This window comes from Streptomyces sp. RLA131 (assembly GCF_056270125.1).
Window position 1 is genome coordinate 228,972 of sequence record NZ_JBWDOQ010000002.1, and the last position, 12,949, is coordinate 241,920.

Consider the following 12,949-nt stretch of genomic DNA (forward strand, 5'->3'; position numbering starts at 1 on the left):
GATGGTTCCTTCCGATGCGGCGATGATCAATTGCCCGGTTCGCTCGTGTGGTCCGGCCCTTCGGTGGCGCCGTCGAAGCGGGGCGCCCGGCGTGACCGGAACGCCGCCACGGCTTCACGTACGTCCGGCGAGTTGGCGGCCACGACCTGGGCGGGGGCCTCCCGTTCCAGGGCGACCGCCAGCGAGGGGGCGTCGGTGTTGCTCTGCAGTACCTGCTTGGTGAGGGAGACCGCGACCGGGCTGTTGGCCGCGATCTCCGCGGCCAGGGCCAGGGCGGCCTCACGCAGCCCGCCGGGGTCGGTCAGCCGGTTCGCCAGCCCCCGCTCGACGGCCTCCGGCGCGGTCACGTACCGGCCGGTCAGCATCATCTCGGAGGCGAATCCCAGGCCGGTGAGCCGCGGCAGCAGCCAGGACGCGCCCATGTCACCGCCGGACAGGCCCATCTTCACGAAGGAGGCCCGGAACCGGGCTCCCGGGTCCGCCAGCCGGATGTCGGCGGCGAGCGCGAGGGAGAGTCCGGCGCCGATCGCGGTGCCGTCGACCGCGGCGATCACGGCCTGTGGCAGGTCACGCAGCCCGGTGATCGCCGTCGCCTGGCGGTGCAGCAGGGCGAGCAGCTCAAGTGGCGGCAGGCCGGCGATCCGGTCCACCTCTGCGATGTCGTAGCCGGCGCAGAACGTGCCCCCCGCCCCGTCCAGCACGAGGACCCGCGCCGACGCGTCCGCCCGCAGCTCGGCGCACAGTGCGGTCAGCCGCGCGAACAGGTCCTCGTCGAGGGCGTTCCTGCGGGCGGGCCGGTTCAGCGTGGCGACCACGATCCCGGGGGTGGCCCGCTCCACCAGCAGGGGCGGCCGCGCGGATTCAGATGCGCCCATACGCGACGGGTCCCCTTTCCGGCGTGCCCTTCAGATGGCGCTCGACAAAGCCCAGCGACGCGGGCAGCGCGTGGTCGACGAACCACCAGTCGTGGCCGCCCGGCCGCTCGTGGTACTCCACCTGGTGGCCCCGCGCGAGCAGGGCGTCTCTCACCCGGTGGTTCATGGCCCGCATGCGGTCGTAGTCCTCCGTCCCGATGTCGAGGTACAGGGCCGGCGCCGGGGTCGTGGCGCCCTGCCCGATCAGGCGGTACGGGTCGTAGCGGTGCCGGGTCTCGCTGCCCGGCGGGCCCCAGACCCGCTCGTGGCTGTCCACCGACGGCATCGCGAAACCGGGGTCGGCACGGAATCGGGCATACGGGTCGCCAACCCTGAGCGGAGCCTCGAAGGCCCCGGCGTGCGAGGCCACCGCGCCGAAGACCGCGCGGTGCCGCAGTCCCAGGAACAGCGCGGTGGCGCCGCCCATCGAGAAGCCGCCGACGGCACGGCCCGACCGGTGGGCGAGGGTGTTGAAACGCTCGTCGATCGCCGGCACCAGCTCGTGGACGAAGTGGTCCTCGTACCGCAGACCGGCGTGGTCGTTGATGAACCAGCGGCGGCCGCTCTGCGGGAGGACGACGACGGTCCGGCTGTCCTGGAGCAGATCGACCAGGCGGGTGTTCACCAGCCAGGTGTCCTTGCCCCCTCCGTAGCCGTGCAGCAGATAGAGCACCGGATGCGGCGGACCGTGCTCGGAGTAGCCACCGGGCAGGACGACGTTGACGCCCTTCTCCCGGCCCAGCACCCGGCTCGGCCGGCGAAGGGCCAGCACACGGGCGGTCATACGGCCTCCCGGACCGGGCGGGCGGCCAGGGCCCTGCGGTCGGTCTTGCCGGTGGAGGTCCTGGGGAATCCCTCGACCAGGTGGAACGCGCGGGGCACCATGTAGCGGGGCAGCGCGTCGAGGCAGCGCGCGCGCAGCTCCGCGACGTCCGGCGCCGTCCCCTCGCCGGGCACCACGTACGCCTCCAGTGCCGTGCCGCCGGCGGCGTCCAGGACCGCGACGCAGACCGCTTCGTGCACGGTCGGCAGCCCCATCAGAACGGCCTCGATCTCCTCCGGCTCGACCCGGTATCCGCGTATCTTGACCATGTGGTCGCGGCGTCCGAGGTACGTGTAGCCGAGTTCGCCCCGCGACACGACGATGTCGCCCGTGCGATGGGTCCGCGGCTCCCCGGCCGGGGCATCGACCGGGTCGTGCCCCCAGTAGCCGAGCATCACCGAGTCGCCGGTGATGCACAGTTCGCCCTCGGCGCCCTTCACATCGGGAACCGTTCGGCCGTCGACGTCGAGGAGCAGCGCCTCGGCGTACGGGCAGGGCCGGCCGATGGGCGGCGGTCCGGTGCGGTCCGGCCCCAGATCGGCGTCCGTCACCTTGTGGTGGGTGCAGACGTTCGTCTCCGTCGGCCCGTAGAGGTTGTGCAGGTCCGCCTCCGGCAGCGTCTCCCTCAGCCGGCGCAGGTGCTTGAGCGCGAACGGCTCGCCCGCGAAGAGCACCGTCCTGAGCCGGGAAGCCTCCAGCAGCGCGCGGTTCTTCGCGTCGAGCATCCTGATCAACGCGCCCGGGACCGAGTACCAGACGGTGATCCCCTCCTCGGCGACCAGCCGGTTCAGCGCCGTTCCCAGGGCCTTCTGGTTTTCCGGCACCAGGACCAAGCAGGCTCCGGCGCTCACGGCGGCGAACACGTCGAAGACGGACAGGTCGAAGTGGACCGGTGCGTGTGACGACAGCCGGTCCTCGGGCGTCAGCCCGAACTCGGTCACCGCCCAGTCCACGAACGCCAGGGCGTTGCGGTGGGAGAGCATGACGCCCTTGGGCGTTCCGGTGGATCCCGAGGTGTACAAGACGTAGGCCAGGTCGTCGGGGCCCACGGCCGGGGGTGCGAACCCGTCGGGCACGACCATACGCCGGACGGCCTCATCCCAGCCGATCCGCCGGATGCCGCCCGCGTCGGCCGGATCCGTCCGCGTGGCGGGCGCCTGGCCGAGCACCACGGCGGTCCGCAGACCGGCGGGCCGGCCACCTTCCGCCAGCAGGGCGAGCCGCGCCTCGTCGGCGATCAGGCAGCTCACGGCGCAGTCGTCGAGGATGTAGGCGGCGCGGGCGGCCGGCACCGCCGGGTCCACCGGCACATAGGCGGCCCCGCACTTGAGGACCGCGTGCAGGGCCACGACCGTCTCGGTCGACTTGGCCATCCACATCGCCACCCGGTCGCCGGGCCTCACCCCCGCCTGGCGCAGCGTCGCGGCGAGGGCGCTCGCGGCCCGGTCCAGCTCGGCGTAGTCGAGCGCGGCGCCCCGGTGGCGGACAGCCTCGGCCGCCGGCCATTCGGTCGCGGCCCGGGTCAGCAGCTCATCGAGCGTGCGCATGGCGTCCTCCCGCGGTGCTCGGGGCACCGTGCGGGCCCGTCGTTGTCGTGTCGCGCGTACTGGACGTGAGGCCGAGCTTGTCCGCCATCACGAGCCGCTGCATGTCGGAGGTCCCGGAGGAGATCCGGGTACCGAGCGCGTCGCGCAGATTCCGTTCGATGTCCGTGCTGGTCGTGTAGCCGAGTCCGCCGTACACCTGCAGGGCGTCGAGGAAGGTCTCGACGGCCGATTCGCTGGTCCGCAACTGCGCCGCCTCCGCGAAGTACGAGGGGGTGCCCTGCGCGAGGTCCCAGGCGGCGCGATGGGTCAGCAGCCTGGCCTCCTCCAGCCGGATCTGCATGTCGACGATCCTGTTCGCCACGGACTGGAAACGGCCGATGTTCCGCCCGAACTGCTCGCGTCCCCGGGCGTGGCGGACGCATTGGTCGATCTGACGGCTCATCGTGCCGAGCAGCGGCGCCAGGATGAGCGCGCGCTCCCAGGCCATGGTCCTGGAGAGGATCCGCGAACCCTGCTTCTCGGCCCCGAGCCGCGCGACGACCGGGACACGGCAGTCGCGGAGGGTGACCTCGCCCCACGGCGCGGTGCGCAGTCCGGCCTTCTCGAACCGGGTCTCGACGGTCAGTCCTTCCTGGCCCCGCTCGACCAGGAAGGCGGTGACGCCGGTGAACCCCAGGGCGGGATTGACGGTGGCGTAGACGATGAACACGTCGGCGATCGGGGCGTTGGTGATGAACCGCTTGACGCCGTCCAGGACGTAGTGGTCCCCGTCCCGGCGGGCGGTGGCTGCCAGGGCAAGAGCGTCCGACCCGGCTCCGGCCTCGGTGATCGCGTGGGCGCCGACCGTCCGGCCGTCGCACAGGGCGGGCAGATAGCGCTGCTTCTGTTCCGGGGTGCCGAACTCGATCAGGGGCAGTTCCACGGCCCAGATGTGCGCGCCGAGCGCGATCATCAGCCCGTTGTCCCGGCAGCCGGCGCCCAGGCCCTCCAGGGCGATCGCGCAGGTCAGCGCGTCCAGACCAAGTCCTCCGTACTCGTTCGGCACGGGGAGCCCGAGGACGCCGGCCTCCGCGCAGCGCTGCCAGTCGCCGGGCTGGAGCCGCTGGGTGCGGTCGCGCGTCTCGATGTCGGCGCCCAGGGCAGTGGCTCCGAGGGAGCGCAGCCGTTGGGCGAGCGCCGTCTGCTCCTCGTCCGGGGCGAGGTTCATGAGCGGCTGCCGACGGGTTCTACGTCCGGCAGGGCGGCCAGCGACGCGGCGATGTGGCTGTCGGAGATGGGGTGGTCCTCAAGCTCGCCCGCCAGGTACTGGTCGTAGGCGGAGAGGTCGAGCATGCCGTGGCCGCTGACGTTGAAAAGGATGACGCGCGGACGGTTCTCCTCCCGGGCGCGGACGGCCTCGTCGATGGCGCACTTGACGGCGTGTGCCGACTCGGGGGCGGGGACGAGGTTCTCCGTGCGTGCGAAGAACGCCCCGGCGTCGAACACCTCCTTCTGGCCGTAGGCGACGGCCTCCATCAGACCGCGCGCGTACAGGGCGCTGACCAGGGGCGCCGCGCCGTGGTAGCGCAGGCCCCCGGCGTGCACGCCGGGGGCTACGAAGGTGTGGCCCAGCGTGTACATCTTCGTCATGGGTGTCGTGCCCGAGAAGTCGTTGTAGTCCCAGGCGTAGCGGCCGCGCGTCATCTTGGGGCACGCCTCGGGCTCCACCGCCACGAGCCGGGTGGCGGCTCCGGTGCGGAGCTTCTCCCGGTAGAAGGGGAACGCCAGGCCCGCGAAGTTGCTGCCGGCCCCCATGGCTCCGATGACGACATCGGGAAACTCTCCGGCGAGTTCCATCTGGCGCAGGGCCTCTTCACCGATGACCGTCTGGTGGAGCAGGACGTGATTCTCGCCGCTGCCGACCGCGAACGCGCCCCGGTTCACCCTCTGGGCGTGTTCGAGGGCCTCGGCGTTGGCGATCGCCACGCTGCCGTCGGTGTCGGGCGAGGCCGCGAGAAGGGCGCGGCCGGCCTCGGTCGTGCCGCTGGGGCTGGGGATGACGCAGGCGCCGTTGAGCTCCATGAGCACCCGGCGGTACGGCTTCTGCGCATGGCTGCAGCGCACCATGAAGACCGTGCAGGCGAGGTCGAGCGCGTGGCAGGCCATCGACAGGGCGGTGCCCCACTGCCCGGCCCCGGTGCCGGTGGTGATCTCCTGGACGCCGGCCTGCTTGTAGTAATGGGCCTGGGCCAGAGCGGAGTTGAGCTTGTGGCTGCCGGCGGCGTTGGCACCCTCGTACTTGTAGTAGATGTGAGCGGGGGTGCCCAAGGCCTGCTCCAGGCGGTGGGCCCGGATCAGCGGGGTGGGACGCCAGCGTTGGTACTGCTCGCGCACCGGGTCCGGGATCTTCACATGCCGTTCGGTGCCGACGCTGGCCCGGTACATGGACAGCGGGAGGTTGGGCGCAGCCGCCTTGGCGCCGGCCGCCGGTTCCGCGGCCGGCCGGGCGCGGCGTACGTCGGAGGACGGTACGTCGAGGTCGGCGAGGATGTTGTACCAGTGGGTCGGGACGTCCTCCTCGTCCAGCAGGAACTGATTGCGCGACGTCCTCATGCTGCGGTCTCCGTCCGAAGCGCCGTGATGTGCCGGCGGACGAGGTCGATGACGTCACCGACGTTCTCGAGGTCGGCCTCCATGACGTCCTCGTCCTCGATGTGGCCGCCGAACTCGGCCTCCACGGCGAGAAGGAGCTGGAGCAGGTTCAGCGAGTCGAGCTGGATCACCGGCGAGTACAGGGAGACACCGGGATCGATGTCCTCCGGGTTCAGCCGGAGGTCCAGGGCCTCCACCATGATCTCGCGGACGCGGATCGCCACATCATCGTCATTCAACATTGAAAGGACTCCTCTGACACATTTCGAATCCACCGGTTCCGGGCGCATATCCGACCGGCAGGAGTGTGCCGCGCGTCGGGACGGGAAATCCGAAGAGAACGGCCACGAACACGACGGCGCAGACCGGGACTCCGAATGGGAACCGCCTTCACAATCGTTCGGGCGTCGTCCATCCGGAAGATATCATCTCAACGAACGAGGGCAAGACGTTCGGAAATATCCGCGACAACCTCCGTTCCCCGGTCCACGAGATAGAAGTGCCCTCCGGGAAAGACACGCACATCGAATTCACCGGCTGCCAGGTCGGCCCACGCGGCGACGTCCGGCACCGGCACGCCGGGGTCCGCGTCGCCGGTGTAGGCCGTCACGGGGACCGTCACCGGCCGCGCACCGCGGGGCCGGTAGGTCTCGATCAGCCGCAGGTCGGCACGGAACGAGGGCATCAGCAGCGCCAAGAGTTCCGGGTCCGCGGTCACCGCCTCGTCCATACCGCCCAGTTCCACAAGGCCCGCCAACATCGCGGCGTCGTCCCGCAGATGCAGGTCCCGTCCTTCCCCCGGGCGCGTCGGGGAGGCGCGGCCCGAGACGAACAACTGCCGCGGCCTGGCCCGGTACTGGGTCTCCAGACGCAGCGTGACCTCGTACGCCAGGGCCGCGCCCATGCTGTGCCCGAAGAGGGCCACGGGCCTGTCGAGGAGCGGCAGCAGCGCCTGCGCGACAGCGTCGGCGAGCTCGCCCATGTCCCGCAGGCACGGTTCGCCGAAACGGTCCTGTCGGCCGGGGTACTGCACCGCGACCAGCTCCACGTCGGCCGGCAGCCAGGCCGTCCAGCCGTAGAAGGCGCCCGCGGTGCCACCGCCGTGCGGCAGACAGACCAGGCGCAGCCGGGGGTTCGCCACCGGGCGGGGCCGGCGGAGCCAGCGACCGACGGAGTTCACGGCACGTACGGGTGCGGGGATCACTGGTGGCCTTCTCCCTGAGGTCTTTCCCACGACCGGGCCTGTTCTGCGCCACGGCATTTCAAGCCTCGCACTGTAACCCCTTTTTCGCGGGACGTCATCACCCTTTAAAGGCGGCAGTTTCCCGTACAGAATTCATCCAGTCGGCACGCCGGGCGATCCGTACAGTGGGACGCAATCACTTCGGGACTTTTGCTGTCCTGCGCCCACTCGCCAGCCGGATTCCCGATGCATCCGGTCCTGCCGAAAGAGACCTGTCACACCATGAATTCATTGCCAATGCGGTCGGTCTATCTCGGTGGCCGATGGGCCGCGCCCATCGCCGTCGGGACCATCGCCGTCGAAAACCCGGCGACCGGGCAGGTCGTCGCTGAGGTTCCCGACTGCGGCGGCGAGGACGTCGGGCGCGCGGTCGACATGGCCCGCTCCGCCCTGCCCGACTGGTCCACGACCGGCCCGGCGGAACGGATCGCGGCGCTGTCCGCCCTGCGCGACGCGCTGACGAAGCACCAGGAGGAGCTGGCCCTGACGGTCACCCGTGAGATGGGTTCACCGATCACGTTCTCCCGGCGCGTACAGCTGGGCCTGCCGGTCAGGGTGCTCAACGGTTTCATCGACGCGCTCTCCGCGGCCACGGCAAAGGAGCGGATCGGGCATTCCCTCGTGGTGCGGGAACCGGTCGGTGTGGTCGCCGCCATCACTCCCTGGAACTACCCACTCCACCAGGCGATCGCCAAGGTCGGCGCGGCTCTCGCGGCGGGCTGCACCCTCGTGCTCAAGCCGAGCGAACTCGCCCCGCTGTCCGCCTACGCGCTGACCGGGCTGATCGACGGCATCGGCCTGCCCCCCGGGGTCTTCAATCTCGTGCCCGGCCGAGGGAACACGGCGGGAGCCACGCTCGCGGCCGCCGACGGTGTGGACATGGTGTCGTTCACCGGTTCACTGGAGGCCGGCCGGCGGATCGGCGAGGCCGCCGCCCGTACGGTCAAGCGGACCTGCCTGGAGCTGGGAGGCAAGTCCGCGACCCTCGTCCTGTCCGACGCCGACCTGGCGACCGCGGTCGAGGACGGTGTCAGAAGCGCCCTGCACAACGCCGGGCAGACCTGCTCCGCCCGCACCCGGCTGCTCGTACCGCGGCACCGGCTGGACGAGGCGCTCGACGTGGCCCGGTCGGTCGTCGCCGCCTACCTGCCGGGCGATCCTGAGGACCCGGCGTGCCTGCTGGGGCCGCTCGTCTCCGCGCAGCAGCGGGAACGCGTCCTCGGTCATCTTGCCCGGGCCGCCGCCGACGGGGCGCGCCAGGTGGCCGGACCCGACCCCGCGGCCCGTCCGCCGCACGCCGGGCACTTCGTGACGCCGAGCGTCTGGACCGACGTGGACCCCTCCTCCGCACTGGCCCGGGAGGAGATCTTCGGCCCCGTTCTGGCCGTCATGGCGTTCGACGACGACGCGGACGCCGTGTGCCTGGCCAACCAGTCCGAGTACGGCCTCGCGGCGACTGTCTGGTCCGCCGACACCGACCGGGCCGTCTCCGTGGCCCGTCGGCTGCGTGTCGGCCAGGTCGACATCAACGACGCCGGGTTCAACGGCGCCGCGCCCTTCGGCGGCTACAAGCAGTCGGGCACCGGGCGCGAACTGGGCCGCCACGGCATCCAGGAGTTCCAGGAGGTCAAGTCCCTCCAACTGCCCGGGTGAGCCGCGCTTCCTCGCGTGCGCCGCTTCCGCCTGCCGCCTCCATCCCTCCTCACCGAACGACGGGTGACACCGTGCCCCTGCGCATGCCTCACATCCATGTGGAATTCCCAGCCGAGCTCAGCCCGTACGCCGAACAGGCGGAAGCGGGTACGCGCGCCTTCGTGGCCCGCTACGGGCTGGCCCCCGACGAGGCGGCGCGCCACCACCACGAGCGCTCCCTGCTCGGCACCCTGATGGGCCGTGCCTATCCGCACGCGGGAGCGTCCGAACTCCAGCTGGTGACCGACTGGATCAGCACCATGCTGGTGCTCGACGACCAGTTCGACGAGACCTCGCTCGGCACCGACCCGGCACGGCTGCGCAAGGTGTGCGACGAGGTGCTCGGCTGGTTCACCGCCGACGGCTCCGTCGACGACGCGGCCGCACCCGTACCGGGTCACTCGATCACCGCGGTGTTCCGGCCGGCCTACGCGGACCTGTGGCGCCGCACCGCTCCGCTCACCTCCCCCACGTGGCGGGCCCGGCTCGCCGGGCACATCGGCGCGTTCTTCGAGACCTGCGTCCAGGAGTCGGAGAACCGGCTCACCGGACGGGTGCCGGACCTCGACGAGTACATCGCCATGCGCGGCCGGGCCCTCATGCCCTACCTCGACCTCATCGAGGTCACCACGCACGCCGCGGTGCCCGAGGAGATCTACGGCCTCCCGGAGTTCGCCGAGATGAACGCGGCGCTGTCCGACGCCGACCTGTGGACCAACGACCTTTTCTCATGCGAGAAGGAGGCGCTGCTGGGCGACCCGCACAATCTCGTCCTCGTCCACCAGCACGCGCACGGCACCGACCTGCAGGCCTCCGCCGATGCGGTGGGCGTGATGATCCAGGGCCGCTTCGACCGGTTCACCGAGCTCAGCGCCACCTTCGCGGACCGGCTCACGCCCGAACTGCGCGCCCTGTTCCCGGAGGACCGGCTGGAGCGGCACATCGCCGGGCTGCGCAGCTGGCTGACCGGTCAATTGAAGTGGCGTTTCGAGACGCTGCGCTTCGACCCCACCCGGCCCGAGGTCACCAGCGCCACCGGGTCCACTCCGCTGTAGCCGACTTCTCACCGTGAACGGGGTACGGATGCGAGACCGTTACGCGACACTCAAACACCTTGAAACCCTCGATCCGAAAGCGGACCACGAGGAGATCCACCGCATATCCTCCGACCGCGAATTCCCCTGGGACTACGGTCGCGGACTCGAAGTCGCCATCTGGCGCACCTGCTGCGTGCCCGCCATCTCCGAGGTGCTGGACGGCACGGGCGAGTTCGCGCTGCGGGCGCAGAAGCGCTACGACGACACCCGCATCCTCCTCGGCGAACTGGTCCGCGGCGGATACGAATCCGAGCCCGGGCGCCAGGCGATACGGCAGATCAACAACGCGCACCGCAGGTTCGACATCGCGAACGAGGACATGCTCTACGTCCTGTCGACGTTCGTCTTCGAACCCGTGCGCTGGATCGACCACTGGGCATGGCGCAGAACCAGCGGGACCGAGCGGCTCGCCGCCTTCTACTTCTTCGCCAATGTCGGCAAGCGGATGAACATCCGCGAGATCCCCACCGACTACGCGACGTTCGAGGAGTTCAACCGGGAGTACGAGCGGGCGCGCTTCCGCAGGGCCGCGAGCAACCACCGCGTCGGTTCCGCCATCATCAACCTCTACGCGTCCTGGTACCGGCGCCCGGTCCGGGACCTGGTGTCCGCCACCCTGCCGTGCCGCCTCGACGGCCCCGCGCTGGACGCCCTCGGCATGCGCAGACCGCCCCTCTGGGCCCGGGCCCTCAACGGCGTGGGGCTGCGCGGTCACGCCCGTGCCGAGCAGGTCGCCCCCAGGTTGACGGCGCGGCTCATGACCCGGCCGACCGCCCGGACGTACCCCGGCTACCCGGCCGGCTACGACCTCGCCGACATCGGCCCGCACCGAACCGTCCCTCCCGTACGGCATCAGCCGGCGGCCCGCGTCGACAGCCTCAAGGACTGAGCACCATGACGGAACCCACAGCTCTCGTGGTTCCCGCGGCTTCCTCCGCTATCGGAGACACTCCCCTGCTCCCCGTCCGTGTCCCGGTCGGCGACCGGACCGTACGGATCTGGCTCAAGCTGGAGTCCGAGAACCGCTTCGGCTCCATCAAGGCCCGCACGGCCGAGGCCCTGCTGTCCTCGCTGGAGGCCTCCGGGGCACTGCGGCCGGGCATGCGCGTGATCGAGTCGACCTCCGGCAATCTCGGGGTGGCGCTCGCCGGCCTGTGCGCGGAACGCGGTTACGACTGCACGCTGGTCATCGAGCCCACCACGCCCCGCAGCAGCGTCGAGCGGATGACCGCGTTCGGGGCGGACGTGGTGACCGTGCGCGAGGTCCCGGGAGGCCGGACGCTCGGCGCACGGCTCCAGGTGGTACGCGAGATCCTGGCGGCGGATCCCGACGCCGTGTGGACCAATCAGTACGAGTGCCCCGCCAACCCCGGGGTGCACGAGTGGCAGACCGCCACCGAGCTGATGAAAGGCGCGCCCGACGGCCGGTTCGACGCCGTCGCCGTGGCCGTTTCGACCGGAGGCACGCTCGCCGGCATCGCCCAGTGCTTCCGGGACAACCTGCCGGCGACCCGGATCATCGCGGCGGACGCCGTGGGCTCGTCGGCGCTCGGCGGGGCACCCGCCGAACGGCCCTTCAAGCTGATGGGTTTCGGTTCCGGGCGGGTCTCCGGGTTCATCGAGCCGCACCACTGGGACCACGTCGTACGCATCCGGGACTCGGCGGCCGCGACGGCCTGTTCCCTGGTGCTGCGCCGGACCGGGATCTCGCTCGGCGGCAGCAGTGGCGCGGCGGTGCTCGCCGCGGTCGTCCGGGCCCGTCTGGATCCCTCGCTGCGGGAGATCGCGTGCGTCTGCCCGGACAGCGGTGAGAAGTACCCACAGCTGCACGGGGCACCGGCCGACGGCGTGCCGGATCCCGACGAGGAGATCCGCGCGGCACTGACCCTGCTCGACCACGTCCAATCCGAACAGAAGGCCGATCGATGACCGGACACCCCGACACCACCCTCACCTACCTCGACAGCACCGATGTGGAGCGGCTGTCCGCGGACCTGCCGATCGTCGATCTCGCCCACGAGAGTCTGCTGGCCTACGAACGCAAGGAGGCCGGCCTCTCCCCCGAGGCCGCTCTGCGCTGGACCACCCGCTCCGGCGCATCCGCCCGCAGTCTCATCCTCCCGGCCTGGTCGGGTGACAGCTACGGGTGCAAGATCATCAACGCGTCGCTCGGCAACCAACTGCTCGGACAGCCACGTGCCACGGGGCTGATCGTGCTGAACGACCGCGAGACCGCGCGGCCCGTCTGCATCATGGAGGGCGGCCGGATCAGCGCACTGCGCACCGCGGGCGTCTCGATCGCCGCCGTACGGGCCGTGCGCGACCTGACCAAGATCACGCGGGTGGCCTTCCTCGGCTGCGGCCGACAGGCCGAGGTCCATCGTGAGCTGCTCGCCGCCGCCTGTCCCGGCATCGAGGAGCTGTTCCTCTTCGACCGGGACGCCGCACGGGCCGGGGGACTCGCCGCCACCTGGCGCGCGGCCGACCCCGCCACCGCCGTGACCGTTGTGGAGGACGCCCGCGCAGCCGTCGAGCGGGCCCAGCTGACCATCGCGGTTACCACCACGACCGAGGCGTACGTCGAACTGGACTGGGTTCCGGCAGGCGGGACGTTCGTCAACGTGTCGCTGGACGACGCGGCGGAGAGCCTCCTGCTGGGCTGCGACCACCTGTTCGTCGACGACTGGGACCTCGTCGTCGACGACGACCACCGCCTGCTCGGCGTCCTCGCACGCGCGGGCCGGGTCAGCGGCCCCGGGACGGCCGCCCTTGAGGGCGGCCGTGCGGTGGACGCCGCGCTGCCCACCCTGTTCGCGGGCGGCTACCACCGGACCGTCGCGGAGCACGAGCGTGTAGTGATCAACCCGTTCGGTATGGGTGTCCACGACATCGCGTTGGCCGCCGCGGTGTACGAGCGCGCGATGGCCCGGGGCGCCGGTCTGCAGCTGGCGCGCTGACCCGAAGATCGCGCGGTGTGAGTCAAGGGCCCCGCGATCGCGGGG

Annotated in this window: 12 protein-coding genes; 5 read left to right on the top strand and 7 right to left on the bottom strand. The window is 71.2% G+C overall.

Annotation, left to right across the window (positions count from 1 at the left end; genetic code table 11):
• Positions 1-26 precede the first annotated feature (26 nt).
• From RWE79_RS01645 to RWE79_RS01675, 7 genes are all read right to left on the bottom strand, one after another.
• Complete coding sequence (locus tag RWE79_RS01645; RefSeq protein ID WP_475938193.1) at positions 27-875, bottom strand: enoyl-CoA hydratase/isomerase family protein; 849 nt, start codon at positions 873-875, stop codon at positions 27-29.
• Positions 862-1,698: an alpha/beta hydrolase gene (locus tag RWE79_RS01650; protein ID WP_475938194.1), complete on the bottom strand. Its 837-nt coding sequence runs from the start codon at positions 1,696-1,698 to the stop codon at positions 862-864. Before RWE79_RS01650 ends, RWE79_RS01645 begins: the two co-directional genes overlap by 14 nt.
• A complete protein-coding gene (locus tag RWE79_RS01655) occupies positions 1,695-3,284 on the bottom strand; it encodes an amino acid adenylation domain-containing protein (RefSeq protein WP_475938195.1) in 1,590 nt (529 codons plus the stop codon). Before RWE79_RS01655 ends, RWE79_RS01650 begins: the two co-directional genes overlap by 4 nt.
• Positions 3,268-4,491 (bottom strand): acyl-CoA dehydrogenase family protein, encoded by a 1,224-nt coding sequence (locus RWE79_RS01660; protein WP_475938196.1) that lies wholly within the window; start codon positions 4,489-4,491, stop codon positions 3,268-3,270. The genes RWE79_RS01655 and RWE79_RS01660 overlap by 17 nt, the downstream gene beginning before the upstream one ends.
• A complete protein-coding gene (locus tag RWE79_RS01665) occupies positions 4,488-5,876 on the bottom strand; it encodes a TrpB-like pyridoxal phosphate-dependent enzyme (RefSeq protein WP_475938197.1) in 1,389 nt (462 codons plus the stop codon). Before RWE79_RS01665 ends, RWE79_RS01660 begins: the two co-directional genes overlap by 4 nt.
• A complete protein-coding gene (locus tag RWE79_RS01670; protein ID WP_475938198.1) occupies positions 5,873-6,157 on the bottom strand; it encodes a phosphopantetheine-binding protein in 285 nt (94 codons plus the stop codon). The genes RWE79_RS01665 and RWE79_RS01670 overlap by 4 nt, the downstream gene beginning before the upstream one ends.
• A 188-nt stretch (positions 6,158-6,345) precedes the next feature.
• A complete protein-coding gene (locus RWE79_RS01675; RefSeq protein ID WP_475938199.1) occupies positions 6,346-7,095 on the bottom strand; it encodes a thioesterase II family protein in 750 nt (249 codons plus the stop codon).
• Positions 7,096-7,380: 285 nt separating this feature from the next.
• Here RWE79_RS01675 and RWE79_RS01680 point away from each other — a divergent pair, with 285 nt between their 5' ends.
• The 5 genes from RWE79_RS01680 (at position 7,381) to RWE79_RS01700 (ending at position 12,904) form a co-directional block, all read left to right on the top strand.
• Entirely contained in the window at positions 7,381-8,811 is a 1,431-nt protein-coding gene (locus RWE79_RS01680; RefSeq protein ID WP_475938200.1) for an aldehyde dehydrogenase family protein, read from the top strand.
• 83 nt (positions 8,812-8,894) lie between these two features.
• The gene (locus tag RWE79_RS01685; RefSeq protein WP_475938201.1) at positions 8,895-9,905 is read left to right on the top strand and encodes a terpene synthase family protein; all 1,011 of its coding nucleotides are present in this window, start codon (positions 8,895-8,897) and stop codon (positions 9,903-9,905) included.
• A gap of 28 nt (positions 9,906-9,933) precedes the next feature.
• Positions 9,934-10,836, top strand: a complete 903-nt coding sequence (locus RWE79_RS01690) for an oxygenase MpaB family protein (RefSeq protein ID WP_475938202.1) — start codon at positions 9,934-9,936, stop codon at positions 10,834-10,836.
• Between the two features lie 5 nt (positions 10,837-10,841).
• Positions 10,842-11,876 carry a cysteine synthase family protein gene (locus tag RWE79_RS01695; protein WP_475938203.1) on the top strand — a complete coding sequence of 345 codons (1,035 nt, stop codon included), beginning with the start codon at positions 10,842-10,844 and terminating at the stop codon, positions 11,874-11,876.
• Positions 11,873-12,904, top strand: a complete 1,032-nt coding sequence (locus RWE79_RS01700) for an ornithine cyclodeaminase (protein WP_475938204.1) — start codon at positions 11,873-11,875, stop codon at positions 12,902-12,904. The genes RWE79_RS01695 and RWE79_RS01700 overlap by 4 nt, the downstream gene beginning before the upstream one ends.
• The last annotated feature ends 45 nt before the right edge of the window (positions 12,905-12,949 follow it).

Excerpts from the sequence above, each read along its gene's own strand:
- RWE79_RS01645 (WP_475938193.1), bottom strand. The coding sequence starts at position 875 with ATGGGCGCATCTGAATCCGCGCGGCCGCCCCTGCTGGTGGAGCGGGCC.
- RWE79_RS01650 (WP_475938194.1), bottom strand. The coding sequence starts at position 1,698 with ATGACCGCCCGTGTGCTGGCCCTTCGCCGGCCGAGCCGGGTGCTGGGC.
- RWE79_RS01655 (WP_475938195.1), bottom strand. The coding sequence starts at position 3,284 with ATGCGCACGCTCGATGAGCTGCTGACCCGGGCCGCGACCGAATGGCCG.
- RWE79_RS01660 (WP_475938196.1), bottom strand. The coding sequence starts at position 4,491 with ATGAACCTCGCCCCGGACGAGGAGCAGACGGCGCTCGCCCAACGGCTG.
- RWE79_RS01665 (WP_475938197.1), bottom strand. The coding sequence starts at position 5,876 with ATGAGGACGTCGCGCAATCAGTTCCTGCTGGACGAGGAGGACGTCCCG.
- RWE79_RS01670 (WP_475938198.1), bottom strand. The coding sequence starts at position 6,157 with ATGTTGAATGACGATGATGTGGCGATCCGCGTCCGCGAGATCATGGTG.
- RWE79_RS01680 (WP_475938200.1), top strand. The coding sequence starts at position 7,381 with ATGAATTCATTGCCAATGCGGTCGGTCTATCTCGGTGGCCGATGGGCC.
- RWE79_RS01685 (WP_475938201.1), top strand. The coding sequence starts at position 8,895 with ATGCCTCACATCCATGTGGAATTCCCAGCCGAGCTCAGCCCGTACGCC.
- RWE79_RS01690 (WP_475938202.1), top strand. The coding sequence starts at position 9,934 with ATGCGAGACCGTTACGCGACACTCAAACACCTTGAAACCCTCGATCCG.
- RWE79_RS01695 (WP_475938203.1), top strand. The coding sequence starts at position 10,842 with ATGACGGAACCCACAGCTCTCGTGGTTCCCGCGGCTTCCTCCGCTATC.
- RWE79_RS01700 (WP_475938204.1), top strand. The coding sequence starts at position 11,873 with ATGACCGGACACCCCGACACCACCCTCACCTACCTCGACAGCACCGAT.